This window comes from Luteibacter sp. 3190 (genome assembly GCF_031456385.1).
Classification (GTDB): domain Bacteria; phylum Pseudomonadota; class Gammaproteobacteria; order Xanthomonadales; family Rhodanobacteraceae; genus Luteibacter.
On the sequence record NZ_JAVDUO010000001.1, the window covers coordinates 887,580 to 913,308 of the forward strand.

General features: G+C 69.7%; 21 protein-coding genes. 9 read left to right on the plus strand and 12 right to left on the minus strand.

The window, feature by feature from the left end; genetic code table 11:
• Positions 1–3 precede the first annotated feature (3 nt).
• The 9 genes from J2X58_RS04260 to J2X58_RS04300 are packed head-to-tail and all read left to right on the plus strand — an operon-like array spanning position 4 to position 10,087.
• Positions 4–771, plus strand: a complete 768-nt coding sequence (locus J2X58_RS04260) for a CpsD/CapB family tyrosine-protein kinase (RefSeq protein WP_090053690.1) — start codon at positions 4–6, stop codon at positions 769–771.
• A 59-nt stretch (positions 772–830) separates the two neighbouring features.
• Positions 831–2,189, plus strand: coding sequence for an outer membrane beta-barrel protein (locus J2X58_RS04265; RefSeq protein WP_310046564.1), 1,359 nt, complete (start codon positions 831–833; stop codon positions 2,187–2,189).
• Between the two features lie 2 nt (positions 2,190–2,191).
• Positions 2,192–2,968: an alpha/beta hydrolase gene (locus tag J2X58_RS04270; protein ID WP_310046567.1), complete on the plus strand. Its 777-nt coding sequence runs from the start codon at positions 2,192–2,194 to the stop codon at positions 2,966–2,968.
• Positions 2,968–3,804 (plus strand): dienelactone hydrolase family protein, encoded by an 837-nt coding sequence (locus tag J2X58_RS04275; protein WP_310046569.1) that lies wholly within the window; start codon positions 2,968–2,970, stop codon positions 3,802–3,804. The genes J2X58_RS04270 and J2X58_RS04275 overlap by 1 nt, the downstream gene beginning before the upstream one ends.
• On the plus strand, positions 3,801–4,805 hold the full coding sequence (gene galE / locus J2X58_RS04280; RefSeq protein ID WP_310046571.1) for a UDP-glucose 4-epimerase GalE: 1,005 nt from the start codon (positions 3,801–3,803) through the stop codon (positions 4,803–4,805). Before J2X58_RS04275 ends, galE begins: the two co-directional genes overlap by 4 nt.
• Complete coding sequence (locus J2X58_RS04285) at positions 4,802–6,490, plus strand: hypothetical protein (protein WP_310046573.1); 1,689 nt, start codon at positions 4,802–4,804, stop codon at positions 6,488–6,490. The genes galE and J2X58_RS04285 overlap by 4 nt, the downstream gene beginning before the upstream one ends.
• A complete protein-coding gene (locus J2X58_RS04290; RefSeq protein ID WP_310046576.1) occupies positions 6,487–8,034 on the plus strand; it encodes an oligosaccharide flippase family protein in 1,548 nt (515 codons plus the stop codon). Before J2X58_RS04285 ends, J2X58_RS04290 begins: the two co-directional genes overlap by 4 nt.
• On the plus strand, positions 8,031–9,266 hold the full coding sequence (locus tag J2X58_RS04295; RefSeq protein WP_310046578.1) for a GNAT family N-acetyltransferase: 1,236 nt from the start codon (positions 8,031–8,033) through the stop codon (positions 9,264–9,266). The genes J2X58_RS04290 and J2X58_RS04295 overlap by 4 nt, the downstream gene beginning before the upstream one ends.
• On the plus strand, positions 9,263–10,087 hold the full coding sequence (locus tag J2X58_RS04300) for a TIGR04325 family methyltransferase (RefSeq protein WP_310046580.1): 825 nt from the start codon (positions 9,263–9,265) through the stop codon (positions 10,085–10,087). The genes J2X58_RS04295 and J2X58_RS04300 overlap by 4 nt, the downstream gene beginning before the upstream one ends.
• A gap of 109 nt (positions 10,088–10,196) precedes the next feature.
• Here the strand turns inward: J2X58_RS04300 and J2X58_RS04305 are convergent, their stop codons facing one another.
• The 12 genes from J2X58_RS04305 to J2X58_RS04360 form a co-directional block, all read right to left on the minus strand.
• Positions 10,197–13,295 carry a CusA/CzcA family heavy metal efflux RND transporter gene (locus J2X58_RS04305; protein WP_310046581.1) on the minus strand — a complete coding sequence of 1,033 codons (3,099 nt, stop codon included), beginning with the start codon at positions 13,293–13,295 and terminating at the stop codon, positions 10,197–10,199.
• Positions 13,295–14,377 carry an efflux RND transporter periplasmic adaptor subunit gene (locus J2X58_RS04310; RefSeq protein ID WP_310046582.1) on the minus strand — a complete coding sequence of 361 codons (1,083 nt, stop codon included), beginning with the start codon at positions 14,375–14,377 and terminating at the stop codon, positions 13,295–13,297. Before J2X58_RS04310 ends, J2X58_RS04305 begins: the two co-directional genes overlap by 1 nt.
• Entirely contained in the window at positions 14,374–15,633 is a 1,260-nt protein-coding gene (locus tag J2X58_RS04315; RefSeq protein ID WP_310046584.1) for a TolC family protein, read from the minus strand. Before J2X58_RS04315 ends, J2X58_RS04310 begins: the two co-directional genes overlap by 4 nt.
• Before the next feature lie 73 nt (positions 15,634–15,706).
• Positions 15,707–16,078 carry a hypothetical protein gene (locus J2X58_RS04320; protein WP_090053673.1) on the minus strand — a complete coding sequence of 124 codons (372 nt, stop codon included), beginning with the start codon at positions 16,076–16,078 and terminating at the stop codon, positions 15,707–15,709.
• Positions 16,079–16,772: 694 nt separating this feature from the next.
• Positions 16,773–17,951: a hypothetical protein gene (locus tag J2X58_RS04325; RefSeq protein WP_310046586.1), complete on the minus strand. Its 1,179-nt coding sequence runs from the start codon at positions 17,949–17,951 to the stop codon at positions 16,773–16,775.
• Positions 17,948–19,114, minus strand: coding sequence for a glycosyltransferase family 4 protein (locus J2X58_RS04330; protein ID WP_310046587.1), 1,167 nt, complete (start codon positions 19,112–19,114; stop codon positions 17,948–17,950). Before J2X58_RS04330 ends, J2X58_RS04325 begins: the two co-directional genes overlap by 4 nt.
• Entirely contained in the window at positions 19,111–19,749 is a 639-nt protein-coding gene (locus J2X58_RS04335; RefSeq protein WP_090053668.1) for a polysaccharide deacetylase family protein, read from the minus strand. Before J2X58_RS04335 ends, J2X58_RS04330 begins: the two co-directional genes overlap by 4 nt.
• Entirely contained in the window at positions 19,746–20,918 is a 1,173-nt protein-coding gene (locus J2X58_RS04340; RefSeq protein WP_310046589.1) for a glycosyltransferase family 4 protein, read from the minus strand. Before J2X58_RS04340 ends, J2X58_RS04335 begins: the two co-directional genes overlap by 4 nt.
• On the minus strand, positions 20,915–22,033 hold the full coding sequence (locus J2X58_RS04345; protein WP_310046591.1) for a glycosyltransferase: 1,119 nt from the start codon (positions 22,031–22,033) through the stop codon (positions 20,915–20,917). The genes J2X58_RS04340 and J2X58_RS04345 overlap by 4 nt, the downstream gene beginning before the upstream one ends.
• Entirely contained in the window at positions 22,030–23,385 is a 1,356-nt protein-coding gene (locus tag J2X58_RS04350) for a phenylacetate--CoA ligase family protein (protein ID WP_310046593.1), read from the minus strand. The genes J2X58_RS04345 and J2X58_RS04350 overlap by 4 nt, the downstream gene beginning before the upstream one ends.
• Positions 23,382–24,644 (minus strand): O-antigen ligase family protein, encoded by a 1,263-nt coding sequence (locus tag J2X58_RS04355; protein WP_310046595.1) that lies wholly within the window; start codon positions 24,642–24,644, stop codon positions 23,382–23,384. The genes J2X58_RS04350 and J2X58_RS04355 overlap by 4 nt, the downstream gene beginning before the upstream one ends.
• Positions 24,632–25,729, minus strand: a complete 1,098-nt coding sequence (locus tag J2X58_RS04360) for a polysaccharide deacetylase family protein (protein ID WP_310046597.1) — start codon at positions 25,727–25,729, stop codon at positions 24,632–24,634. Before J2X58_RS04360 ends, J2X58_RS04355 begins: the two co-directional genes overlap by 13 nt.

Sequence of the window (25,729 nt, forward strand, 5' to 3'; positions counted from 1 at the left end):
ACCATGAACAAGCTGGCTGCTGACAACATCGAGATCGGCGACGTGGTCGCCCCCCACCACGGTGACGCGCATGGCGCTCCCGGTCATTCCATCGCCCGGATGCGGGAGGCCGGCGGTTCGCTCGCGCCCCTCGACTGCGAGCGCAAGCGCCTGATCCATCGCGAGGAGTCGGTCCGCCAGCACTCCGACGCGTTCCGCGGCATTCGCACCCGCTTGCTCGAGATGGCGGGCGACAGCAACTTCGTCACGCTGGTGGTCGCCGTGAGCCCGCGTTCCGGCAGCAGCTTCGTGGCGCGCAACCTGGCCACGGCGTTCGCGTTCGACGAATCGAAGACCAGTCTGCTCGTGGACTGCAACCTGCGCTACCCGAACCAGCATCGGGCCTTCGGCGTGGAGCCGAGTTCCGGCGGCCTGATCGACTTTCTCGAACATCCGTCGCGCGGGATCGCGTCGATCATGTATCCCACAGGCGTGCCGCGCCTGCGCCTGATCCCGTCCGGCAAGTCGCGCGAGAACAGCGGCGAATACTTCTCGTCGTTCCGCATGCGCGCGGTCCTCGACTCGCTGCGCTGCCGCTACAGCGACCGCTACCTCTTCCTCGACGGCCCGCCGGTCAAGGGATCGCCGGACGCGCGGATCCTCTCCGATCTCGCGGACTTCGTGGTGATCGTGGCGGGTTACGGGCGCGACACGCCGGCATCGATCAACCAGGCGGTGGCCAATTTCGATCCGGCCAAGCTGGCCGGGGTGGTGTTCAACCAGTCGCCGTGAGCTGGGCATCCCGGTGCGCGACCGGCAGGCGCGTACCTACAGGGGAATCAGGAGGGATCATGCCGGCATCATCCAGGCTCGCCCCCGCGATCGTGATCGCGCTCGCCGCGTCACCCACGGTGGCGCTGGCGGGCACGCTGGACTATTCGCTTTACGCGGGCCTCGAGCACAGCAACAACATCGCCCTGTCGTCCACGCGTCCGATGTCCGAGAACGTGCTCGTGCCCGGCGGAACGTTCACGTTCACGCAAATGGGCTCGACCTTCCAGGCCAACGTCGCGGGCACGTTCGAATACCGGAAATACCTCGAGAACCGCTTCGACTCGCAGGCCCAGACCCAGATCGCCGGGCAGGGCAACTGGACGATCGCGCCCGACCGCCTCGACTTCTCCATCGAGGACTATGCGGGTGTGCAGCCCGTGGACCAGCTCGCCAGCGATTCGCCGGACAACCAGCAGCAGACCAACGTGATCGTGCTGGGCCCCACGTTGCGCATGCGCTTCGGGGAAGCGGCGCGCGGGCAGTTCGAACTGCGCTACATCAACAGCTACGCGTCGCGCGTGGACGAGTTCGACTCGTCGCGCGGGCTGGCGGCCTTCCGCGTCTTCCGTGACCTGAGTCCCACCGACCAGCTCTCGGCCAACGTCGAATTCCAGCGGGTCGATTTCGACAACCAGCCCAACGACGCCAACTACGACCGCAAGGAAGCGTTCGTGCGCTATACGAGCACGCTGGCGCGCTTCAACGCGGACGTCATGGTGGGCGGATCGCGGCTCGAGTTCGATGGAGGACGCACGACGTCCGCGCCGCTAGCGCGCGTGAGCATCGGCTGGCAGCCGACGCCACGCAACTCGCTGACCCTGGCGGGTACCTACCAGTACGCGGATGCCGCGCAGGACATCATCACGACGCCCGGCGTCTTCGGCACGCAGACCGTGTCCGACCGCGTGGAGGCGGTCGATCCCTTCGTCAACACGTCGGGGTTCGGTGGCGGCAACGCGGGCATCAGCACCGGCAGCGCGGTGATCGGCTCCGAGGTCTACAAGGAAAAACGTGGCGAGGCGATCTGGAACTGGCGCGCGGAGCGCTGGACGGTGACGGTGTCGCCGTCCTTCAGCAAGCTGCGCTACATCGACGACCAGACGTTCAACCAGACCGATCGCGCGATCAGCGTCGGTATCGGTTACCGGCTGCGGCCGACCCTCACGTTGAGCGCGTTCGGCACCGCCGACCGCCTCACCTACGACAGCCTCGACCGCAAGGACACCACCGTGCGCCTGGGGCTGGACCTCACGCAGCAGATCAACCGGCACTGGAGCTGGCACGTCTCGGTCGCCCGCGACCGGCGCAGCAGCAACGCGGCGGGACAGGACTACCGCGAGACCGCGTTCTTCGTCGGCGTGGTCTACAGGAGATGAGCATGCGACCCGATTCCGAGACGCCATTCTTCTTCGGTGCCGACGGGGGGCTGTTCGGCATGTTCCACGCGCCGGCGCTTCCGGCGCGACGCGCGATGCTGATGTGCCCGCCGCTCGGGCAGGACCTCATTCGCTGCCACCGCGTGTACCGCCAACTCGCGCAGGCGCTGGCGGCGCAGGGCGTCGCCGTGCTGCGTTTCGACTACCACGGGACCGGTGACTCCGCCGGGGCCAGCGTCGAGGTCGACTGGGATCGATGCGTCGCGGACACCGTGCTGGCGGCCGCGGAGCTTCGCACCCGTGCCGGCGTCGACCGGGTCGTCGCCTTCGGCGCGCGTCTCGGCGGCAGCATCGCGCTGGAGGCGGCCGGCCAGGCGCGTTTCGCCGAGGTGATCGCATGGGATCCGGTGCTCGATGGCGGTGAATACGTCGCCGCGCTGGACGCCATGCAGGCGGCCCTGCGCCAGGACGGCGAGCGCTTCAACGCCCCGCGCAGCCACGCCGATGTCGCGGCCCAATGGCTGGGCTTCGATGTCGGCGACGGCCTGCGACGGCAGCTCGCCGCGTTGCGTGTCGATGCCACGGAGGCGCCGACGCTCGTCCTCGACTCCACGCCGGAATCCTCGGGTGCGCAGTGGGAGCGGATCGTGACGTCACGCGGCCGCGTCGCGACGATCGCTCCGCCGACGCCCTGGAACGACCTCCGGCGGCTCGAGGCCGCGATCCTCTCGCCGCCGCTGATCCAGGCCGTGACCGGCCGCCTGAAGGAGATCGCCTGATGAGCGAGGAAGCCCATCGTTTCGGCCGCGGTCGTCACCTGGTCGGCATCGCCGGCGTACCGTCGGGCACGCGCGGGGAGACCGGCGTGATCGTGCTCAACGCGGGCCTGGTGCACCGCATCGGGCCGTTCCGTCTGCACGTGGAACTGACCCGTCAGCTCAACGAGGCCGGGTACCCGACGCTGCGATTCGATCTCTCGACGCTCGGCGACAGCACGGCCACGGGAGGTGGCCAGACGCGCGCGCAGCAGGTCTGCGCGGATCTGGACGACGCCATGAACCTGCTCACGGAACGCGCGGGCTGCGAGCGCTTCGTGTTGGTCGGGCTCTGCGCGGGCGCGCAGAACGCGCACATCGTCGCCGCACGGGATCCGCGCGTCTCGGGCGCCGTCTTCCTCGACGGCTACGCCTACCGCACGCTGGGTTACAAGCTGCGCCATTACCTGCCGCGCATCGTCGATCCGGCGCGCTGGGCGCGCGTGCTCCGGCGCCGGGCGGGTGGCGGCACCGGCGAGGCCAGGACGCCGCCCGAGCCCATCTTCGCCGTGGCACCCGCGCCGCGCGAGGAAGTGATCGCCGACTTCACTGGCATGGTGTCGCGCGGCATGAAGCTCTATCTCGTCTACTCCGGCGGCATCAGCACACACTTCAATCACGCGCGCCAGTTCCGGGAATGCTTCGGCAAGGTGATGACGCATCCCTCGGTGACCACGCGCTACGTGCACGAGACCGACCACACCTACATCCTCACCGGGGACCGCGCGCGCCTGCTCGATGGCATCGGTGGGTGGCTCACGCGCAACTTTCCTCTGGCGGCGGCCGGGAGGCACGCATGAATTCGGTTCTCGTCACCGGCGGTGCCGGTTACATCGGCAGCCACACGGTCCAGCAGCTGGTCGAACGCGGCGACCGCGTCGTGGTGATCGACAACCTCTCCACGGGATTCCGCGAAGCGGTGCGCGGCGCGTCGTTCGTCGAGGGCAACGTGGGCGATGCCGAGCTGGTGTCGCGCGTGCTGGAAGCCCACCGTGTCGACGCCGTCCTGCATTTTGCGGCGCACACGGTCGTTCCGGAGTCGGTGAGCGATCCGCTGAAGTACTACGGCAACAACACGGGCAACACGCGCAACCTGCTGGCCTGCTGCGCGCAGGCGAAGGTGGACAAGTTCATCTTCTCATCCACGGCGGCCGTCTACGGCACGACCGACGCCGGTATCGCCGACGAGGACACGCCCACGCGACCCATCAATCCGTACGGCATGTCGAAGCTGATGTCCGAGACGATGCTGCGCGACTGGTGCGCGACCGGTGCGATGCGCCACGTCATCCTGCGCTATTTCAACGTCGCCGGCTGCGATCCGCATGGCCGCATCGGCCATTCGACGCCGGAGGCGACGCTGCTGGTGAAGGTGGCCTGCGAGCACGCGGTCGGCAAGCGCCCCAGTATCTGCATCTACGGCACCGACTACGACACGCCGGATGGCACGGGCGTGCGCGATTTCATCCATGTGGAGGATCTCGCCGCGGCGCACCTGCGCGCGCTGGATCACCTGCGCGACGGCGGCGACTGCCTCACCCTCAACGCGGGCTACGGTCATGGGTACAGCGTGCGGCAGGTCATCGACGCCGTCGCTCGGGCGGCGGGGCGGCCGCTGAACGTGCGCGAGCTGCCGCGCCGGCCGGGGGACATTCCCCAGCTGATCGCGTGCAGCGACCGGCTGCGCGAGGTGCTCGGCTGGACGCCGGGCTACGACGATCTCGACACCATCGTGGGTACCGCGCTCGCGTGGGAGCGACATCTGGCGGGGCACGCCTTTCCCACCGCGTCGGTGGCATGAGCACTCGTTCGCACGCGTTCCATCGGCGGCGCCGGCTTGCTCCGTGCGTCGATGGATCGCCGCCGTCGGCGCTGTCGCGCCATGTCCTGACGATGCTGGCGTGGTTGCTCGCGCTGGCCTTCTGGGTCATGCCCGGCCATGCGCGTGCGGACGCCGCCCCCGACCACGAGATCGAGGTTCATCGCGTGGCGGGGAAGGGCGACGCGCTGCCCGTGACGCTGGGCATTCCGTTTCCTCCGGGGATGCTGCACGAGCCCGGTGAACTGCGCATCCGCGACGCGAAGGGGAACGACGTCCCCGCGGCGGTGACGACCACCCTGACCTGGCATGTGCGCGATGGCGGCATCCGTGCGGTCCGCGTGCAGTTCCGGGGAGCGCCGGGCACGTACCGTTTCGCCATAGAGGCCCCACGGGCGAGCGACGCGCGCGGTTGGCCTTATGCGGACGGGCTGGTGGATGGCCGGCCCGCGGCGCTGGCGACGCTGACGCCGGGGTGGCTGACGGCGTCGTTGATCGCCGGACCGCAGTCGGTGGCCGCGAAGGACGAACCGTATGCGCGCTATGTCGACGCCCAGTTCCGCTGGGCGCGAAGGCTGCCGAAGGACGACACCACCGCGTGGCTGTTCGACCGGCCGACGACGTTGTTCAAGGCATACGTCCGCACGGGCCGCGTGGATTACCTCGAGGCGGCCGAGGAGAGCTACCGCTGGTACATGGCCGGCATCAAGCGGGACGGCGTGCCGGTCAGTCCGTCCTGCGCCGGTGGTTGGCTACCCGACGGCAAACCCTGCGACGTCAAATACGTCTACATCGAGCCGGTGTTGCTCGCCATGGGCCTCACGGGCGACGATTCCATGCACGACGCCGCGACCGTCGCGAAGATGGCCGATCTGTGGAACAGCGGCGGATGGAACGGGCCGCCCGGTCCCTACACGTCGCCGCGCGACTATTTCACCGAACGCCTGGCGGGGCTCGGCCTCGTCGAAACCGTCGCGGCGTACGAACTGACCGGCGACGCGCGCTATCGGGAGCGAATCGCCGCGCGCGTGGGCTGGCTCTACGACCACCAGCGTGCGAACCCCGACGGCCTCGGTGACGACGGGTCGTGGCGCAACAGCTGGAACATCCATGAGAACGATCCGACCGGCGCGAACGACGTGCGCGGCGCCTCGCCGTGGATGAGCGAGAACATCGTCGACGGGCTGTGGCACGCATGGCTGGCGACCAGCGATCCGCGCATTCCCGGAATGCTGGCCGACTTCGGGCGTTACCTCGAGGCGTATGGCTGGATCGATCCGAAGCTGCTGGTGTCGCCGCATGACTGGCGCAATGGGTGCTCGGGGCCCGATGGTCAGATCGCCTGGTACTGGTCGTCGTCGAAGGCGACGACGGAGCAGCTCTCGAAAATCCAGGAAAGCGAAGGCTGGTACAGCGACGGTCACACGGTCGAGCTGGGGCTCGCCGTCGCCGCGGCGCGCTACTTCGAGACCGATCCGAAGCGTGCCGCCGCGCTGACGAAGCGCTTCGACGCGCTCTCGTCGTCGTACGCCACCGAGTGCGCGGCCATCTCCGACACGTTGCGCCGCTTCAACTGGAACAACCGGGGTGCCGGCGTCGCGCAGTGGATGATGGCGCAGCCGGCCGGGGCCGGAGCCCGCGCGAAGCTACCGGAGGCGACGCCATGAACCGCCGCGTCGCCGTCCTGCGCAGCATCGGGATCGTCACGGTGTCGACGTACATCGAGTACGCACTCGGCCTGTTGATGAGCGTATGGATCGCGCGCTCGCTGGGCCCTTCCGACTTCGGCCGCTACGCCTTCACGGTCTGGCTATGCGGCTGGCTCATCGTCTGCTCGAACCACGCGCTGACCACGTCGTCCACGAAATTCATCGCCGAGGCCGACGGCATGGGCGATCCGGCGCTCGCCTCGCACCTCGCGGCGCGCTTCTCGCGCATCCAGACATGGAGCTCGCTCGTCGTCATCGTGTTGTTCGTCGCGTTCGGCTGGATCTTCCAGCCGGCGGAGTGGGATCGCTCGCTGTTGCCGGTGATGGGCCTGGTGGTCGTCGCCGTCGTCGCCAAGGCGAACTACGCGATGCTGGTGGCGATCGGAAAAGGGCAGGAACGGTTCGAGCCCGAGGCCGTGGCGACAGTGATCGGCGGCATCCTCGGCATGCTCCTCGTGCTCGCGGCGATGGTCCTGCATGCGGACCTGGTCTCGTTCGTGGCGCTGTTCGCCGTGGCATGCCTCGTCCTGAACCTGATCAACCGCGTCGCGTTCCGCCGGTTGTGCCGGCCGTACGCGCCGGGGCCGATTCCAGCGTCCGTGGCGAGCCGGGTCAACCGCCACCTGCGCCTGACCGCCGCGCTCGTGCTGATGGGCTCGTTCCGCGTGGGCACGATCGAGGTCTTCCTGCTCAGCACCTTCACGGGATCGGTCGCGGTGGGCTACTTCGCGATCGCGGGCACGCTGACACGCGGCGCGGTGCAGTTGTTCTCGGTGGGCCTCACCTCGACGCTGCTCCCTTACATGGCCAAGACCTACGGCGAGAGCGGAACCGCGCGTGCCGCGCGTTTCCTCTCGGAGGCGACGCGTTTCTACTGGGCCGTCGGCATCGCGATCGCCGGCCTCGGGCTCGTCACCACGCCGGAGATCGTGCGGCTGATGTACGGCACGCGCTACGTCGACGCCATCCCCGCGATCGAGGCGACGCTCGTGCTTGGCGGCCTGTTGCTGATCGGTAACGGCATCGCCGCGTTCCAGACCGTCGTCGACCGCCAGGACGATCGCATCCGCATCGCCGTGGTCGCGCTCGCCGCGAACGCCGTCCTCGGCATCGCGCTCATACCGCCGTTCGGTCTGGCCGGCGCGGTGCTCACCTATGCCGGCGCACGGGTCGTGGAGATGGCGCTGGCGGTCCACTATCTGCGCAAGGCCACGCGCGGTGGCCTGCCGGTCGCGGCGATGTCCCGGTTGTTCGCCGTGGGCCTCGTCGCCACGCTCGCCGCCTGGGCGGCGACGGCGGCGACGCCGTCGCGTCTCGGGTTCCTCGTGGGCGCCGCCGTCTTCGCCGCCCTCTACGTTCCGGGCAGCATGCTCGTCCGTTACTGGACCGACGAGGACGTGAGCCTGATGGCCGGCATCGGCCGGCGCCTCGGTCCGCCGGGCCGGGCGCTCGTCCGTATCCTCGAACTCGTGCATCCGCCGGTGGCGAAGGCCAACCCATGAACTACGTCTGTTCAACCCTGCATACCCTGGACGCGCTCCGCGCCGTGCGCGACGAACTCGCGCGCGTCGCCGAGATGGAGGGCGCGGCGAGCGGCATCGTCCAGCATCCCGACTGGCTCACCTTCGAGGTGACGAGCCGGCACGACGGGACGACGCCGCACATCGTCGTCGTTCGCGACGGGACGGGAAGGGTGGCCGGCTACGCGCCGCTGCTCGCCATCGACCACACCGCCCGGCTCGACGTCGCGGGCCGCCGGGTGCGCCTCTACCGCGGCGCCGCGCTTCGCCTGCTGGGCGGCGGCGTGGTCGCGGCCGACGCCGACCGCGCCACCGTGGAGCTCGTGGCGGCGAGGCAGCTTGCGGGCGACCCCGCCGTGCGCGTCGTGCGCATCCAGGAGGCCGACCTGCCGAACCGCTTCGCCAGCGTGCTCTCGGCGAGCGGCGGCGGCTTCCGTACCGTCTCCGCGCATCTGCTCGACCAGGTGCACTGGTCGATCGGCCCGCAGGCCTCCGCGGAGGCCTGGCTCGCCGGCATGGACAAGAAGAAGCGCGGCGACCTCACCCAGCGCGTCGGCCGCGCCTATCGCAAGCTCGGCGGCGACGCGGCACTGCATGTGTTCGAGCGCGGCGAGGACATGCCGCGCTACTGCGCCCTGATGAACGCGCTGTACGCGCGGACGTGGCACCACGCCGACCTCCCCATCGACTGGGAGGATCCGGAGCGGGTCGCGCTGTTCCGCCGCCTCGCCGACGCGGGGCAACTGATCGGCCACCTCGTGCTCCGCGAGGGTCGGCCGCTCGCGTACGTGCACGGCTACCGGCTCGGCGATACCTACCTCGTCGACGACCTCGGCTACGACGACGAGGTGGCGAAGGTCGGGATCGGCTCGGTGGCCGTCTTCCAGGCGGTGCGCGGTTTGCTCGACCGCTTTCCGGGAGGCCGCGTGAGCTTCGGGTACGGCGACAACCAGTACAAACGGCTGCTCTCGACGGAGGCGACGCCGTGCGGCTCGCTGTACGTGGTCCGGCCCATGCGCGCGACCGCGGGATTCCGTGTCTATGCCCCCGTGCGCTGGCTGTATCGCGGCCTGCATCGCGTGCGTGACGACGTACGCGCGCGGCGGCAGGGCGAGGGTAACCGTCGGCCGGATGGACTAATCCACCGGGTTATGGGCAAGGCCCGTCCCGCGGCGCAAGCTCGGGGTGTCGTCACCGACCCGGAACGCGAATGAACGTGCTAGTCGACTCCCGGCCCCATCAGGACGCCACGGCGCGGATGCCGCTGATCCGCGGCATCCTCGAGGCCCGCTACAAGCGGCGGTTCTTCGCGCATCGCGAGCTGGCGTACCACCTGTACCGCGGCGTCTACGACTCGTTCGACGACGCGCAGGCGAGCATCCCGCCAGGGAACGCGAGCGGCTACGACAACAGCGAGTCCGCCGATCTGTATCGCGAGCGCACGCGCCGTGTCTTCATCAACGACTACCCGATGATCCACTGGCTCGGCCGCTTCTTCGCCGAGGGCGCCCGCGGCGTGTTCGACGTGGGCGGGCATATCGGCATCGCCTACTACGCGTACCAGAAGTACCTAAGTTATCCGGCGTCCCTGCGCTGGACGGTGATGGACGTGCCGGCGGTGAACGCGGCCGGCGCCGCCTGGGCGAAGGAGCACGACGCGCCGGGCCGGCTCGGCTTCGCCGACGACATCGCCAGCGCGTCGGGTGCCGACGTGCTGTTCGCCGCGGGTTCGTTGCAGTACCTGAGCTACTCGCTGGCCGACGCCCTGTCCGCCATGCCGCGCCGGCCGCGCTTCCTGCTGCTCAACTCCGTGCCGGTGCACATGCGCCAGTCGTACTACACGGTGCAGAACATCGGGACGGCGTGTTGCCCCTACCACGTGACGGCGGAACGCGAGTTCCTCGGCGGCCTCGCGTCGCTGGGCTACGAGCTTCAGGACCGTTGGGAGAACCCGCAACGCTACTGCATCGTCCCGTTCCACCCGGAACTGTCGCTCGACCGCTACTTCGGCTTCGCCTTCCGCCTGGCCACCTGACCAGCGTCGCTGTAGGAGCGGACCTGGCCGCGACGGCTCTTCGCGAGGCATCCAGGGCCTGGCGCTCCTCGCGAAGAGCGATCGCGGCCAGGTCCGCTCCAACAACAGGTCAGCCGGCGCCCCTCCGTCGCTCCAGCGCGTCGTACAGCACCGGCAGCAGGATCAGCGTCAGCAGGGTCGACGTGATGAGGCCGCCCACCACGACGGTGGCCAGCGGACGCTGCGTCTCCGCGCCGACGCCGGTGGAGAGCAGCATCGGCACCAGGCCGAGGATCGCCACGCTGGCGGTCATCAGCACCGGCCGCAGGCGCAGCGTCGCACCGCGCAGCACGGCGTCGCGCACGCTCGCGCCGTCACGGCGCTGTTCGTTGAAGAAGCTCACGAGCACGATGCCGTTGAGCATCGCCACGCCGAACACGGCGATGAAGCCGATGGCCGAGGGCACCGAGAGGTACTGCCCGGTGGCGTACAGGCCGACGATGCCGCCGATGATCGCGAACGGCACGTTGGCGAGGACCAGGCCGGCGTGCCGCAGGGAGTGGAAGGCGGTGTACAGCAGCACGAAGATGAAGAAGATCGTGACCGGCACGATGATCGCCAGACGCTTCAGCGCGCGCTGCTGGTTCTCGAACGCGCCGCCCCACTGCGTGTAGTAACCGGGCGGGAGCTTTACCGCGCTTTCCAGCCGCGCGTTCGCCTCCCGCACGAAACCGTCGATGTCGCGCCCGCGGACGTCCATCTGGATCACCGCGTAGCGTTGCAGCTGCTCGCGGCGAATGAACGAGTAGCCTTCGACGGCGTCGACGTCCGCCACCTGGGACAGCTGCACGAGGGCGCCCGAGGGCGTGCGGACGGGGATCCGTTCGATCGCGGGCAGCGAGGCCCTGGCCGCGTCGTCGAGGCGCACGCTGATGTCGAAGCGACGCACGCCGTCGAGGAGGGCGCCGATGGCCTCGCCGCCGATGCCGTTGCGAACGACCGTCAGCACGTCGTCCGCGTTCAGGCCGTAACGCGACAGGGCGTCGCGATTCACGGCGATGCGGATCTGCGGCTTGCCGACGTTGGCCTCGAGCTCCAGGTCGGCCACGCCGGGGACGCCGGCAAGTGTGTCCTTGATCCGCGCGCTGAGCCGCTCGAGGGTCGCCAGATCGTCGCCATACACCTTCAGTGCGAGCGTGGCGCGGACGCCCGACATCAGTTCCTCGATGCGCATCTGGATCGGTTGGGTGTAGCTGACGGCGGCCGTGGGAAGCAGTTCGGTCAGTTCGGCCTGCATCGCTTCCTCGATGCTTTCGAGTGTCCGCCCGTCGCGCCACTGGGCCTTCGGCTTCAGCGGCGTGTAGACCTCCATGTAGTTGACGTCGGCCGTTTCGCCTTTCTCCGCGCGACCGATCATGGCCAGCGTCGTCTCCACTTCCGGAAACCTCGCCTTGATCCGCTCGGCCACGCGCCGCGAGACGTCGATCGATTCGTCGAGCGACGCGGACGGAATCGACGTGATGCGCCACATGATGGCGCCCTCGCGCAGGTCCGGCATGAATTCCTTGCCGAGGAAAGGAAACAGGGCTAGGCTGCCGAGCAGCGCCGCGACCGCAACGCCCGCGACCGTCCTGGCGTGGGCGAGCGCCCAGGCGAGGAGGCGGGCATAGCGGCGCTTCAGCCAGTCCACCAGGCGCGTGTCCTTTTCCGCGCGAGGCTTGAGCAACAGCGCCGCGAGGACGGGCACCAGGGTGAGCGAGAGCAGCAGCGATCCCGCCATCGCGAAGCCGATGTTGAGGGCCATCGGCCGGAACATCTTGCCCTCGAGGCCCTGCAGCCCGAACAGCGGAAGGAACACGACGATGATGATGACGATCGCGAAGGTGACGGGGCCCGCCACCTCGCGCGCGGCGGCCAGCACGGCGGCCGTCCGGTCCACCGGTTCGCCACGTGCCTCGCGCTCGGCCATGATGCGGAACGCGTTCTCGACCATCACCACCGCGCCGTCGACCATCATGCCGATCGCTATCGCGAGTCCCGCCAGCGACATGAGGTTGGCCGAAAGGTCCGCCTGCGCCATGCCGATGAACGCGATCAGCATCGCGAGGGGCAGGGTGACGACGACGATGAGCGCGCTGCGCAGCTCGCCGAGAAACAGGAAGAGGACGACGGCGACGAGGATCGATCCTTCGACGAGCGCGCGAACGGCGGTGCCCACGGCCGCGTCGACGAGGCCGGTCCGCTCATATGCCGGACGAATCGCGACGCCGGCGGGCAAGGCACGCTGGACCACGTCCAGCCGCGCCTTGACGGCGTCCACGACGGTGCGGGCGTTCTCGCCGATGCGCGCCAGCGCCTGTCCCATGACGACCTCCTTGCCGTCGCGGGTCACGGCGCCGGTGCGGGGCGCGCCAGCCTCCGTCACGGTGGCGACGTCGCGCACGCGCACGGGTGTGCCGTCTTCCGTCTTCAGCACGATGGCGCCGATGTCGTTCGCATCGCGAACGAGTCCAAGACCGCGAACGAGGTATTGCTCGCGGCCCACGTCGATGAAGTTGCCGCCGACCTGCGCATTGTTCGCCTCGAGCGCCTGGATCACGTCGCGAAAGCCCAGCTCGTGCGCGATCAGCCGCAGCGGATCGATCCGCACCTGGAACTGCTTCTGCCTGCCGCCCCACGACGTGACGTCATCGACACCCGCGGCCGTCCGCAGCACGAGGCGAACGGTCCAGTCCTGGAGGGTGCGCAGGTCCATGTCGTCCGGCGCGCCTTTCAGGCTTTCGTCCGCGCGCTCCACCGTGTACCAGAACACCTGGCCCAGACCCGACGTGTTCGGCCCCATCTCCGGCTTGCCGTAGCCCGCGGGAAGCCGGTCGCCCACCTGCTGGAGGCGCTCGTTGACCAGCTGCCGTGCGAAGTAGACGTCCATGGCGTCGTCGAAGTAGACGGCCACGTACGACAGGCCGAAAAGGCTTACCGAGCGGATCTCCGCCACCGAGGGCAAGCCCGCCAGCGCCGATTCGACGGGCGTGGTCAGGAGTTGTTCGACATCCTCGGCGGCTAGCCCAGGCGCTTCGGTGTACACGTTCACCTGGACGGGCGTGACATCCGGAAAGGCGTCGATCGGCAACGTCATGGCGGCGCGGATGCCTAGCGCCGCGATCGCGAGGAACGCGAGGATGACGAGCAGCCGGTACTTCAACGAGAGTTCGACGATCCGTGCCAGCATCAGTGCTCTCCCAGCTGCGAACGCAGCAGTCGCGCCTTCAGCGCGAACGCGCCCTTGCTCACGTAAGCGGTCCCTGCCTTCGCGCCCTCGCGGATCTCCGTCCAGCCGCCGCGCGTGTCGCCCGTCCGCACCGGCACCGCGTCGAACTGCCCCGGCTTCGCGCCGCGAACGAACAGCGTGGGCTGGTTCTGCAGCAGCACGATGGCGTCGGCCGGCACCGCGAGGCGACGCACCTGGGAGGCGAGCGCGATGCGTGCCTCGACGAGCTCGCCGGGGTGCAGCAGGTCGTTCTCGTTGTCCACCTGGATGCGTACGTCGACGGTGCGGGTCTTCTCGTCCGTCTGGTGCGATCGCTGGATGACCTTGCCCGGAAGTTCGCTTCCGTGGGCGACCACGACGACGGCGTCGCCTTCCTTGACCTGCTCCGCGGCCGCGGGCGTGAGGCGTGCCTCGACCCACACCGACGACTCGGACACGAGCGTGAAGAGCGTGCGGCCCGGTTCGATGCGCTCGCCGACGAGGAACGCGTCCGTCGTCACGCGACCCGGACCCGGTGCCACGAGCTCGAACGTGCCGTCGGCGGCCGCCGAACCGCGCCGGACGAGACGGGCGATCTGGGCGTCGGTGAGCCCATACGCCCTCAGGCGCGCGCGCGCCTGGTCGCGCTCGATCAGCGCCTCGTTGTAGCGACGGGCCGAGACGGCCTGCTTGCCCAACGCGGCGACCCGGTTCCAGTCCTGCGTCGCGACGACGAGCCTGCCCTGCGTTTCGGCGACGTCGACGCTGGACAGCACCACGAGCGTATCGCCCGCCGCGACCACGTCGCCGAGCTTCGCCCTGCGCGAGACCACTTGCGACGCCACGCGCGGCGATACCAGCAGCGTGTTGTACGCGTCGACGCGCACCTCGCCGGGTGCGTTCACCTCGTCGGCGACGACTCGCGGCGTCAGGGATTCGATCACGATGCCGGCGTCGCGGATCGCCGCGGCGTCGAGGGTCAGCGGATCGTCGGCCGGTTCATTCGCGGCATGCGCGGCACACGAGACGAGGCACAGCAGGATGGCGAAAAGACGGACGTTCATGCGGAAGGTTCCTGCGAGGTGCCGTCGATCCAGCCAGTCAGTCGGCCGGCGGCGGCGAGATAGTCGAACCAGGCCTGCCAGGCCTGGCTTTCCAGCGCGAGGCCGGCGAGCGCGGTGTCGAGGCTCTGCTTCAGTTGCACGAGGTAATCGGACGTTCCGATCTCACCCGCCTGCCACAGACGGCCCAGGGTGTCCGCCCGCTCGTCGAACGCCGCGGCGCGGCTCTGCCGGAAGGCCACGGTGGCGTTGCGCAGCGCCAGGTACGTGGCGCGGGCCTGCACGAGCGTCGCCTCCGATCGCAGCGCGACAGCGTGACGGGACGCGAACGCGGCATCGGCGTCCGCGCGCGCGGCGGCGATGTCGGCACGTCCGCTGTTGAGCAGCGGCAGGGGCACGGCCACGCTGAGTCCCACGACGCGATCGGTTCGCGGTCCGCTGCGGACGCGGCCACCGGTGAGGCTGACGGTCGGATCGGGCAGGCGGGCGCGCTGCGCCACCGCCACGCCGGCATCGGCGCGATCCTGCTGCGCGCGCGCAAGGCGCAGGTCGGGGCGATCCTCGGCGTCGACGGGCACCACGGCCGCGCCGTCGGGGAGTGTCGAACTGGACAGGTCGGCCGGTCGGCGCGAAGCGCCGCCGTCGATCGCGGCCATGGCCGCGAGCGCACCGGCCTCCTGGCTCGCCAGCGACGCCTGCTGGATCTCGGCCTCGCCGAGGGCCAGCGCCGCGAGATCGCGTTCCGGCGCGCCGATGTCGCCGACCCGCAGGCGCTGCTCCGCGAGTTCGTCGAAGCGCCGCATCAGCGCGACGCGGCGCTCGCCCAGTGCACGTTGTTCGCGCGCGTACGCCGCGCCTGTCGATGCTTTCAGCCAGTCGGCGGCGACATCGCGACGCGCCACGGCGAAGGCCGCTTCGCGCATGCGCACCTCGGCATCGCCCTCCACCATGCGAGCGCGCCGCTTGCCGGTCACATCGAGCGCAAGGCTCGCGCCGACCGTCCGCCGGTCGACATCGGCGTTTTCGCCCTCGAGCTGGATCGATGGGTTGTACAACGGCTGCGCGGCGGCATCCGCGCGCGCGAGGGCCGCGCGCCGCTCCGCGTCGGCTTGCCGCACCTGCGGGCTGGCGGCCCAGACCTCGTGGATCGCGGCGCGGACTGCGACGGGCGCCGGAGGAAACGACACGGGCGTCGCCGAAATCGCGGCGACGAAAAACGCGCACACGGCGCCAGCCGGCGCGGCACGATGAAAAGCCATGGAACGATCTCCTGAACACCGAACACGGATCGGCGCGGCCGCTCACGCGACCGGCACCGGACGAGGGACGGAATCAGGCGATCGGAGGGCGCAGGAGGGATTGGCGGAACGCGGGCGTGGGCGCGTCGGGAAGCGCCGCGCGCAGCGGCGACGGCGGCACCCCGAACGTCGCGACGCTCACGCTGCTGGGTAACGCCACGGCATGCGCGCAGCTGCAATGGCAGCCGCCACCTTCACCGGCGAGGCAGGCATCGCCGCCGCCATCCGTCGCATCCGCGATGGCGACGACGGCGGTCCCCGCGTCCGCGGCGAACGCGACGCGCGGCCCATCGAGCACGCACGCGGTCGACATCGCCACCTTGAACAGCAGCACCGCAAGCGCGAGCACCCACACGCCGCGATGGCGGCGGAGGCGGTCGAGCAAGGTGGAAGGGCGGCGCTGCATGCCGGGGATGCTAGTGGAGGCGGTGCATGTCGTGCAACGCGGCGGACACGCGTGCGGCGAGGCGAAGAGCCGTCGGCCCTCACCCTCGCCGCTCCGAGTTGCAGCGTCGCTTGGGAAAGGAGGCCGCTGCGCGGCAGTGTCCCATGGCTGCGCCCCGGCGCGACCGGCCTTCGCGCGGGGGTTTTCGACTCGGCCTCCTGCCTCGGCGAAAACGGCCGGCCTTCCTGGCCGGCCCCGCTTCGCGGCCCGTTCCGCGCGAAGTCCTCGCTTCCACAAGTCGCGGCGAGGGTGAGGGCCGACGGCTCTGCCGACGACCGAGGGTTCGTGCGGCGAGATGGCCCGCTGGCGCGGGATCGCCGATACGATCGGCTCCCACATAGGCGCGTCGCGGTGCTTTTCTCCATGACCACGACCCGGGTGGGTGCGTCGTCGGTCGACAGCCTCGCTGCGACTTGCGAAACCGAGCGTGGCGATCGGATCAGGCCGCGCAGCGGGGCCGGCCATGGATGGCCGGCCGTTTTCGCCGAGACAGGATGTCGAGTCGAAAACCCCCGTTCGCCACGCGGGCGCGCCGGGGCGAAGCCATCGGACACTGCCGCGCAGCGGCCTCCTTTCCCAAGCGACGGTGCAGCCGGAGCGGCGAGGCTGGCGACCGACGGCGCTCTACGCGACGCCACGGCGGCATCGCGAGACGCTACACGGCCGCCAGCGACGGCGGGGCCTCCACCTTGCCCGGCTTGCCGAGTTCGAAGTCGCGGTACCGGCCGGGATCGCCCGTCATGCCGGCTTCGGCCGCTTTCGCGATGTTGTACATCTCGCGCGCCGTGACGTAGTGGAGCACGTGGCGCCGGCCGTCGTTGTACGCCGTTTCCAGGTAGGTGTGCATGTCGTCGACGGGCTTGCCGAGGAGGGTGTCCATGTCGCGCTCCTGCGTGCCGTGCGTGTGCACCTTGACGAAGACCCACTCGGGGCGGCCTTCGACGTGGATGCCCGTGCGTACCCATTGATCGACGCGGGTCTTCGTTGGTGGGCAGCCGCGGCGGACGTCGGCGTTCTCGATGCGCGGAATGATGCCGAAGCGGCGGTCCTTCCAGTTCAGGCCCAGCGGCCCCTGGATGATGAGCAGGTCGCCGGTGGGCGCGCCGCCGACGCGCATGGGCACGCCGGTGTCGTGCGACTTCGGCTTGTGCGGGTCGTCGGTGGCGTAATAGATCGCATTGGAGAGGCGGGTCTGCGTATCGCTGGGGGCCGACGGCAGGGTGAAATCGGCGTAGCAGCCCAGTTCGCGCAGCAGGACCAGCTCGTTGTCGATGCCGCACCAGCGGCCGTCTTTCCGCGAGTTGTCCAGGCACCAGTTGCCGTGGATGAACGCGAAGCGCAGCTGGCCTGTCACCGGATCGCGCGGGAGCGCCCCGTGCTTCTCGTGCAGCAGGCGGTTGAAGCGGTCCATGGTGACGACGAAATTCTCGGGCGTGTCGTTGTCGTGGTGCAGGTGGATCTCGATCTCGCCGAAGCCGTCGGCGCAGAGGGTGGCGATCTTGTCGAGGTGTTCCTCGACGTACTCCTCTTCGGGGTAGAAGAAGCAGTGCTGCGGCATGACGCCGTCGGCGTCGCGATGGCGGGAGGCCATGGCCCGGTATTCCGTGCACCAGCGGTCGACGCGACAGCGCTGCGTGTCCATGTCCACGCGGCCCCAGTTCGGTTCGAAATGGTCGACGAAGCAGAACAGGACGTGCACCGGCCCATCGACACGCGGCGGCTTGCGCCGGGTGAGGTAGCCCCAGAGCCAGTACTGCATGTTGCGCGCGCGGATGGCGACGGTGAGCGCCGCGGCGGCGAACAGGAGGAGCACGAGCAGGGTGGCGACGATCACACGTTGGCTCCGGTCGGGACCAGCGTGAGCAACTGCTCGGCGTTGTTGCGCCATTGCCGCTCGCTGGCGATGTAGTGTCGCGCGGCGTCACCCACGCGCCTGCGTTCGTCGGAACGCTGCGCCAGTTCGAGCACGCGCTCGACGCAGGCCGCGGCGTCGCCACGCGGGAACAGCCAGCCCGTGTGGCCATCGGCGATCACCTCGGCCACCGGTGCGTAATCCGGCGCGACCACGGCGACCCCCATGCCCATGAACTCGAACAGTTTCATGGGAGAGCCGTAGTGGTTGGAATTCGGCAGGACGGCATAGTCCATGCAGGCGATCCAGCTGGCCACCTCCTCATGGGGGACACGGCCCGGCAACAGCACGCGGTCCGCGAGGCCCCGCGCGGCGATCAGCGTCCGCACGGCGGGCAGCGTCTTGCCGTCACCGACGAAGACCAGCGCCAGATCGGGAACCGCGTCGAGGCGGTTCGCGATGGCCTCGACGAATCCGTCGACGCCGTGCCAGTGCGCGAACGCGCCGATGTGCCCGCATACCGTGCGGCCGGTGAGTCCGCGCTCCGCGCGAAGGCGTTCCCGATCGAACTTCGCCGGATCGAAGCGCGGCAGGTCGACCGCGTTCGGGGAGACGACGCTCGGCGCGATGTCGCCGTAGGCCGCTTCGGCGAGGTCGCGGAAGTACGTCGAGATGAACACCAGACCCGTGGCGTGGCGCAGGCACCAGCCCTCGATGCGACGCGCGAGGCGCTTCATGGTGAGGGGGCGGACGCGGTCGACGAGCGCCGAGTCGTTGATTTCGAGCACGACGGGGATGCCGCGCCGGCGCGCCATCCAGATGGTGGCGAAGAGGAAGAGCGAATAACGCTCGTAGATGAGCTTCGGCGGTGCGGCGCGCCAGGCGCGACGCATGCGCAGCATCGTCACCGCGTTGTAGAGCAGCTCGAAGAGCTCGAACACCACGCCGGGCAAGCGGGTGACGAGGCCGGCGAGGCGCCCGCGACCGGGCGTCGCCGTGGTTTCGGTCTCGCGTTCGGGGTCGGCGCCGGGGAACGACATGACGTCGACCTCGTGGCCGAGTTCGCGCAGCGCGCCGACGATGCCGCGGATGTGCACGCCTTCGACGTGCCGGCCGCGCGTTCGGTGGTGGTAGAGGATCCTCACCGGGCGCTCCCGGGCAGCGCGGCGAAGCGCATGCCCTGCGCGAGCCATTCCGGCAGCAGCACGTCGAGCGCGTCGGCGGCCTTGTCGCTGTCGTCGTGCATGAGCACGATGTCGCCGGGCGCGGGCGGATCGTCGCGCAGGCGGGCGATCAGGGCCTCGACGGGCCGGTCCTGGTAGTCGAGGCTGTCGTACGACCAGTACACCAGGCTGCGCTTGCGCCTCGCGAAGTGAGCGAGCAGCTGCGCGCCGACGTAACCGTGCGGCGGTCGCATGCGATGGTGCGGCCGGTCGTCGAACAGGCGCAGCAGGGCGTCGGTACGGTAGACCTCGTCGAGCTGCTTCGTGAGGTTCATGTTGTCGAACGACCAGTGGCTGTACGAATGGTTGCCGATCATGTGGCCCTCGGCGACGATCCGCTGCACGATTTCGGGGTACTGCTCGATCTTCTCGCCGACAAGGAAGAAGCTGGCCTTGACCTCGTGGCGGGCGAGCGTGTCGAGCAGCTTCGGGGTGTGGCCCGGTTCGGGGCCGTCGTCGAAGCTCAGGTAACGCAGCGCGGCGTCGCGCGTGCGCGTCATGACCAGCTTCTCGGGCAGCAGGCCGAGCAGGTCCTGTCGTTTCGGTTTCCAGTTCATGCGTTCGCGCCAAGATGGGCCGGGGACCCGGCGGCGACACGGCCGAGCATACGCTCCAGCCGGTCGATGTTCTCGTCCCAGCGGAAGGTGGCGGCGTGCGCCGCGATCGCCGCGGGATCGAAGTGTCGTTCGAAGGCTTCGACCAGCGCCACGCCAAGTTCGTGCGGCTGGTGCGGCGGGACGAGGATGCCCGCGTGCGTGGGCAGCACCTCGGGAATGCCGCCGACGCTGCTGGCGACCACGGGCGTGCCGCAGGCCATGGCCTCGAGGATCACGTTGGGCACCCCTTCGTTGTGGCTCGGCAGGCAGAGGACATCGGCGGCGACGAACCAGTCGGCCAGCGCGGCATGGTCGACGGCGCCCGCGAAGCGCACGGCGGGCGCGCAGCACAGCGACGCGGCGCGGTCCTCAAGGTTCGCGCGGCACGGGCCGTCCCCGACGTAGACGAGGCGTGCGTCGTGGTGGCGCCTGACCAGCGCGGGAAACGCTTCGATGAGGTCGTGGCAGCCCTTCGTCGCCTTCAGGTTGCCGGCGTACAGCACGATGGGTACCTCGGGCGGCAACCCGAGACGCGCGCGCGCCGCGCGGCGGTCGCCACGGTGGAAGAGCTTCGTGTCCACGCCGTTGTAGATCGCCTCGACCGCTTCGCGGCGCGCGCCGAGCGCGTTGGCCTTGGCCGCGAGCGCGCGGCTGACGGCGATGATGCCGCCGGCCCCGCGCAGCGCCGAACGGATCTGCGGGCGGCGCAGGCGCGATTCCGCCTGCACGTTGAGATCGCTGCCGTGCACTTTCACCACGTAGGGAATGCCGAGAAGCCGTGCGACCCACGCCGCGCCGGCGGCGTCGGGATACGCCCAGCTGGCGAGCATCACGTCGTAGCGGGCCCTGCGCAGTTCGCCACCGCGCTGCCACATCATGCAGGCGAAGAAGCAGAAGGCGTTGAGGAACCGTGCGAAGCCGGGTGGGTGGTAGAACGTGAAGTGATCGGTGCGCACGCCCGGGACGCGCACGTCTTCCTTCGGACCGCCCGCGCGTTCGCGGAAGTCGACGGCGGTGAGCACGTCGACCTCGTGGCGGTCGCCGAGCCGCTGGAACTGCTGGCGGTTGAACGCGCCGCGGCGCGGGTCCCACGGTGTGGGGAAGAGGTTGGTCACCACGAGGATCTTCATCGGGTGGTCTCCATGTCGCCGAAGTAAAGCTGTCCATAACGCGCGGCCATGGCCTCCATGGAGCCATGCGTTTCGACCCATGCGCGCGCGGCGCGCCCGAGCGTGTTCGCCCGGGTCGAGGCGTGCAGCATCTCCAGGATCGCGGCGGCCAGCGCGGGAGGGTCGCAGGGCGGGACGAGGCGTCCGGTGGCCTCGTCGCGGACGATCTCGGCGTTGCCGCCGACGTCGGTGGCGACGATCGGCAGGCCGGCGGCGCAGGCCTCGAGCAGCGCCATGGAGTAGCCCTCGGTCACCGACGACAGCGCGAACACGTCGAAGCCCTGCAGCAGTTCGCGCACGTCGTCGCGGTCGCCGAGGAAGTGCACGCAGCCGGCGACGCCTTCGTCGAACGCGGCGGCACGCAGCGTCGCGCGCAGCTCCCCGTCGCCGACCAGCACGAGCGCCGTGTCGGGCCGCGCATGACGGACGATGCGGAAGGCGCGGATCAGGCTGGCCTGGTCCTTCGCCCAGTTGAGGCGGCCGACCGTGCCGATGATCCGCGTGCCGGGCGGCACGCGGATCATGTGCGCGAGGCGCTCGTGCATGGCGTCCGACGCCGTGTCGAATCCGTCGAGCACGATGCCGTTGGGCACCACGCAGGTCTTGGCCGCCGGTGCGATGCCGCGACGCACGGCGTCGCTGCGGGCGGCTTCGCACACCGCGACCACGGCGTCGGTGGCCTTGAGCGCGCGGCGGAACAGCCATTCGCGCCGACCAGGCTTGCGCTGGGCACCCATGCCGTGGCGGGTGTTGACGACCTGGCGGATGCCCATGCCGGCGCTGGCGAGCACGGCCTGGTAGTGCGCCACGGCGTTATGGGTATGCAGGACCTCGGTGTAATGCCCCGCCAGTGCCGCACGCGCATGGCCGAGGGCGCGCAGGTCGAAGCCCTTGCGCTTGTGGCAGGCCGTGACCGGCACGCCGAGCGCGTCCAGTTCCACCGCCAGCGTGCCGCGCTCGAACAGGCAGACCACCTGGACCTTGTGACCGAGGCGGTGCTGTTCCTTGACGAGGTCCAGCACCATGCGCTCGAGGCCGCCGCGATTCAGGTTCTCGACGAAGTGGGTGATGTTCACGGGGCCAGCTCCGAAACGGTGACGCGCAGCTTGCCGCTGCGGGTCAGCGGGATGTCGTCGACAAAGTGGCAGTGCAGCTCGGCGCTGTCGCCCAGCACCCGGGCCACCTCGCGACGGATGTAATCGAGCGAGGCGTCCTCGAAGCCACGGCCGCGCACGATGGAGAGGTCGAGCCGATCGAGCCGGCGCTGCACGAGCTGGAAGCGCGCGAGGCCTGGAACGTCCTTGAGCATGTGCGGGAAGAACTCGCCGGGAAGGACGTGACCCGCCGGCGTGCGGATGGCGTCGAGCTTGCGCCCGTCCACGGACGCGAGGAGCGGCAGGCCGCGTCCGCAGGGGCAGGCGTCCGTCGCATGGGTGGCCATGTCGCCGTTGACGTAGCGAATGAACGGCATGCCGTAGTTGAACAGGTCGGTGATGGCGACCTCGCCGCTGCCCGCGTGGATGGGCATGCCATCGGGGTCCAGCGTTTCGACCAGCAGGTGGTCGGCATTCACGTGAAGCCCCTGGCGGTGCTCGCATTCGGACGCGATGAGCATGAACTCGCGGCATCCGTAGGTGTTGAACGCCGGCGCGCCGAAGGCCTTCTCGATGATCTCGCGCTGGAACGGATGCAACGCCTCGGCCGCGCCGATGATCGACGCCGGGCGATGCACCTGGCGGCCGTTCGCGAGCAGCCACTCGGCGAGGCGGACCAGCGGCCCCACGTAACCGACCACGACCTCGGGGCGGTAGTCGTCGATCGCGTCCGCGTAATCCGCCATGCTCGACTCGCTCATGTGGAAGCTGTCGAGCAGGCGGCGCGCGAAGACGGCGTTGTACACGCGGTCCTTCATCCGGTGCGCGACGCTCGGCTGGCCCACCGCGCCGCCCCACAGGAACAGCGTGCGCCGGCCCATGCGCGAACCGGCCCAGCCGTAGCCACGCCACATGACCGCCACGCGGCGATCGTTGCTCTCGCGCGTGAAACCGAAGCGCAGCGGTTCGCCGGTGGAGCCGCCGGTGGCCTTGTAGCCCAGGTCATCCTTCAGCGACGTGGCCTTGATGTCCTCCGCGTTGTCGCGAATGTCGGCCTTCGTCAGCACGGGCAGATGCGCGTAGTCGTCGAGGCTGCGGATGTCGCCGGGCGCGATGCCGGCCTGCGTCCAGCGACGGCGGTAGTAGGGCACCTCGCGCCAGCACCATTCGAGCAGGCGCTTCAGGCGCTCGAACTGCAGCGCCCGCACCTCCGCGGGCGCGAGCCACTGGTCGCGCTCGTAGCGACGCATGTGCCGCGGCGTCTCGCGACGGCGGAGGCCGCCCTCGTAGGCGGGCCAGAGAACGTGGCGCAGCAATGTCTCGTAGGTCTTCATGTGGTTCGCAGCAGCACGGCGACGAGGACGAACAGGCCGAAGACGCCGCAGGCGCCCGCGGGCACCCAGCGCCAGCCGCCGTCGGAAAGGCGGAACGCGGGCAGGTCGGGCCAGCGGCGGCGCGCGCCGACGTAGTGGCCCGCGACGAGGGCGGCGATGAGGTAGAGGACGACCATGTAGCTGCGGCTCAGGAAGAACGCGGCCGCGAACAGGCCGCACAGCGACAGCAGCAGCGTCAGCGCCATCTGCCGCTCGGTGGTCCACTGCGCCTCGACGGAGGCGTCGGCGGATGGCACGTGGCGGTGGCGCACGATGGAGAGCATCATCCAGAAGCCGTAGCCGACGAAGGCGAGCCACAGCACGAACCCCGCGAAGCCGGTTTCGGCGAGGACGAGCACGAACGAGTTGTGGGCGGTGAGTTCGTTGTACTCGGTGAAGTTACCGGCGCCGACACCGAAGACCGGATTTTCGCGGAACATCTCCAGCCCCGCGTACCAGGCGTCGACACGGCCGGCGGCCGATTCCTCGCCCGCGTCCAGTTCGTCCATGCGCGACGAGAGGAGCTTCATCGCGGCGAGCCCGAGCACACCGAGCGTTCCCGCGACCACGATGCCCTTGCGGTACCAGAGGTAACAGCCCGCGACGACCAGCACGGCGAGCATCGCGCCGCGCGAATTGGTCAGGTAGGTGCCATAAAGCAGCAGCATCGCGGCGCCCAGCCAGACGAAGCGCATCGCGCCGGCGCCCCGGCGGCCGAGGAACACGGCCATCGGCAGCGTCGCGGCGAACAGCAGGCCGAGGTCGTTGGGATCGTTGAAGATACCGACGTACTGGATGCGGCCGCCTTCGCCGAGCGGGATCCCGGTCCAGCCCATGCCCGTCTTCGCCTGCTCGACGCCGTGCAGCGCGAGCACCGACGCGCAGGCCACGAAGACGACCATGGCGATGCGCACCCGTTTCTGGGTGCTGCACGCGGCACCGAACACGAAGAAGGCGATCACGACGGGACCGAAGCGGGCGAGTTCGTCGACGGCGCCGCCGCTCCACCCGTTCGTGACCTGCGAGATCATGAGGATCAGCAGGAATGCGGGAAGGATGACGAACTGCGGCGCCTCGAACGTCTTCGCCTTCGACGCGAGCCACGCAACGAAGGCGAGCATCAGGACGACCGGGAGGATCGGCACGGTGTCGAGACCCGGCACGTAATCCTGCGGCCGGATGATCGTCAGCACCACATAGAGGAGGATCAGGGGGAACATGGCTGCACCGCCGGGCCGGTGGCTTCGTGGGCCGCGGTGGGATAGCTCATCAGCTGGGGCAGGGCGAGCATCGCGGCGAACCAGCCCGGGCCCATGTTGCTCTCCACCGGCAGGCGATACAGCGAATAGCGGTTCTCGCTGGGCTCCGCGTTCGTGCCGCAGACGTAGCTGCATGCGAGCTGGAAGCCCGCGTTGCGGGTGGCGTCGACGACGGCGTCGTTATAGGCGCGGTCGCCACCGACCGGGTAGGACATCAGGATGGCCGGATTGCGCAGCTCGCGATCGAGGGTGGCTTTCGATTCGCGGATCTCGCGGACCATCTCGTCCTGCGGCAGCCGCGCGAGCATGCGGTGGTGCACGCCGTGCGAACCGAATTCAAGTCCCGCCGATTCCATCTCGCGCGCCTGCGCCCAGGTCATGGGCCGGCAGTCCACGGGCCGCGCCTGCGCGGAGGGCATGTCCCACTCCGCTTCGAGCCTCGCGATCATCGCGGACTGGCCGAAGGCGTCGAGCCACTTCATGCGCAGCAGCACGTTGCCGGCGATACGCCGGCGCTGGGCACGAACGGGCGGCAGCGCGATGTCGATGCCCAGCTCCGGCAGCACCAGCCGCTCCGCCCGGGTCAGCAGGATCATGTGGACGAGCCAGTCGTACGCGTACGGCCGGCCACTGTCGATGTGGCCCGTGGACACGAAGAAGGTGGCGGGCACGCCGACCTCGTCGAGTATCGGGGCCGCGATGCGATAGTTGTCGTCGTAGCCGTCGTCGAACGTCACGGCGACGGTGTCGGGCGGCAGCGCTTCGCCGGCGTCGAGCGCGGCGACGATGTCGGTCAGGCGCATCGGCCGGAAATAGCGCTTGATCCGCAGCATCTGCTCGCGGAACTCCGCCGGTGGCGTGCTGATGAGCTCGAGGTCGAACTCGTAGGTGTCCGGATCGGGCAGCGGCATCACGCGGTGGTAGGCGAGGATGCGCAGGTCGCGCTGCCACCAGGCGCGGACTCGCTGCAGCGAATGCAGCAGTCCGCTGGAATAGCACAGTTCGCCGAGCCGGCCGCGGATGCCGGGCGCGCCGCGCGTGGTCAT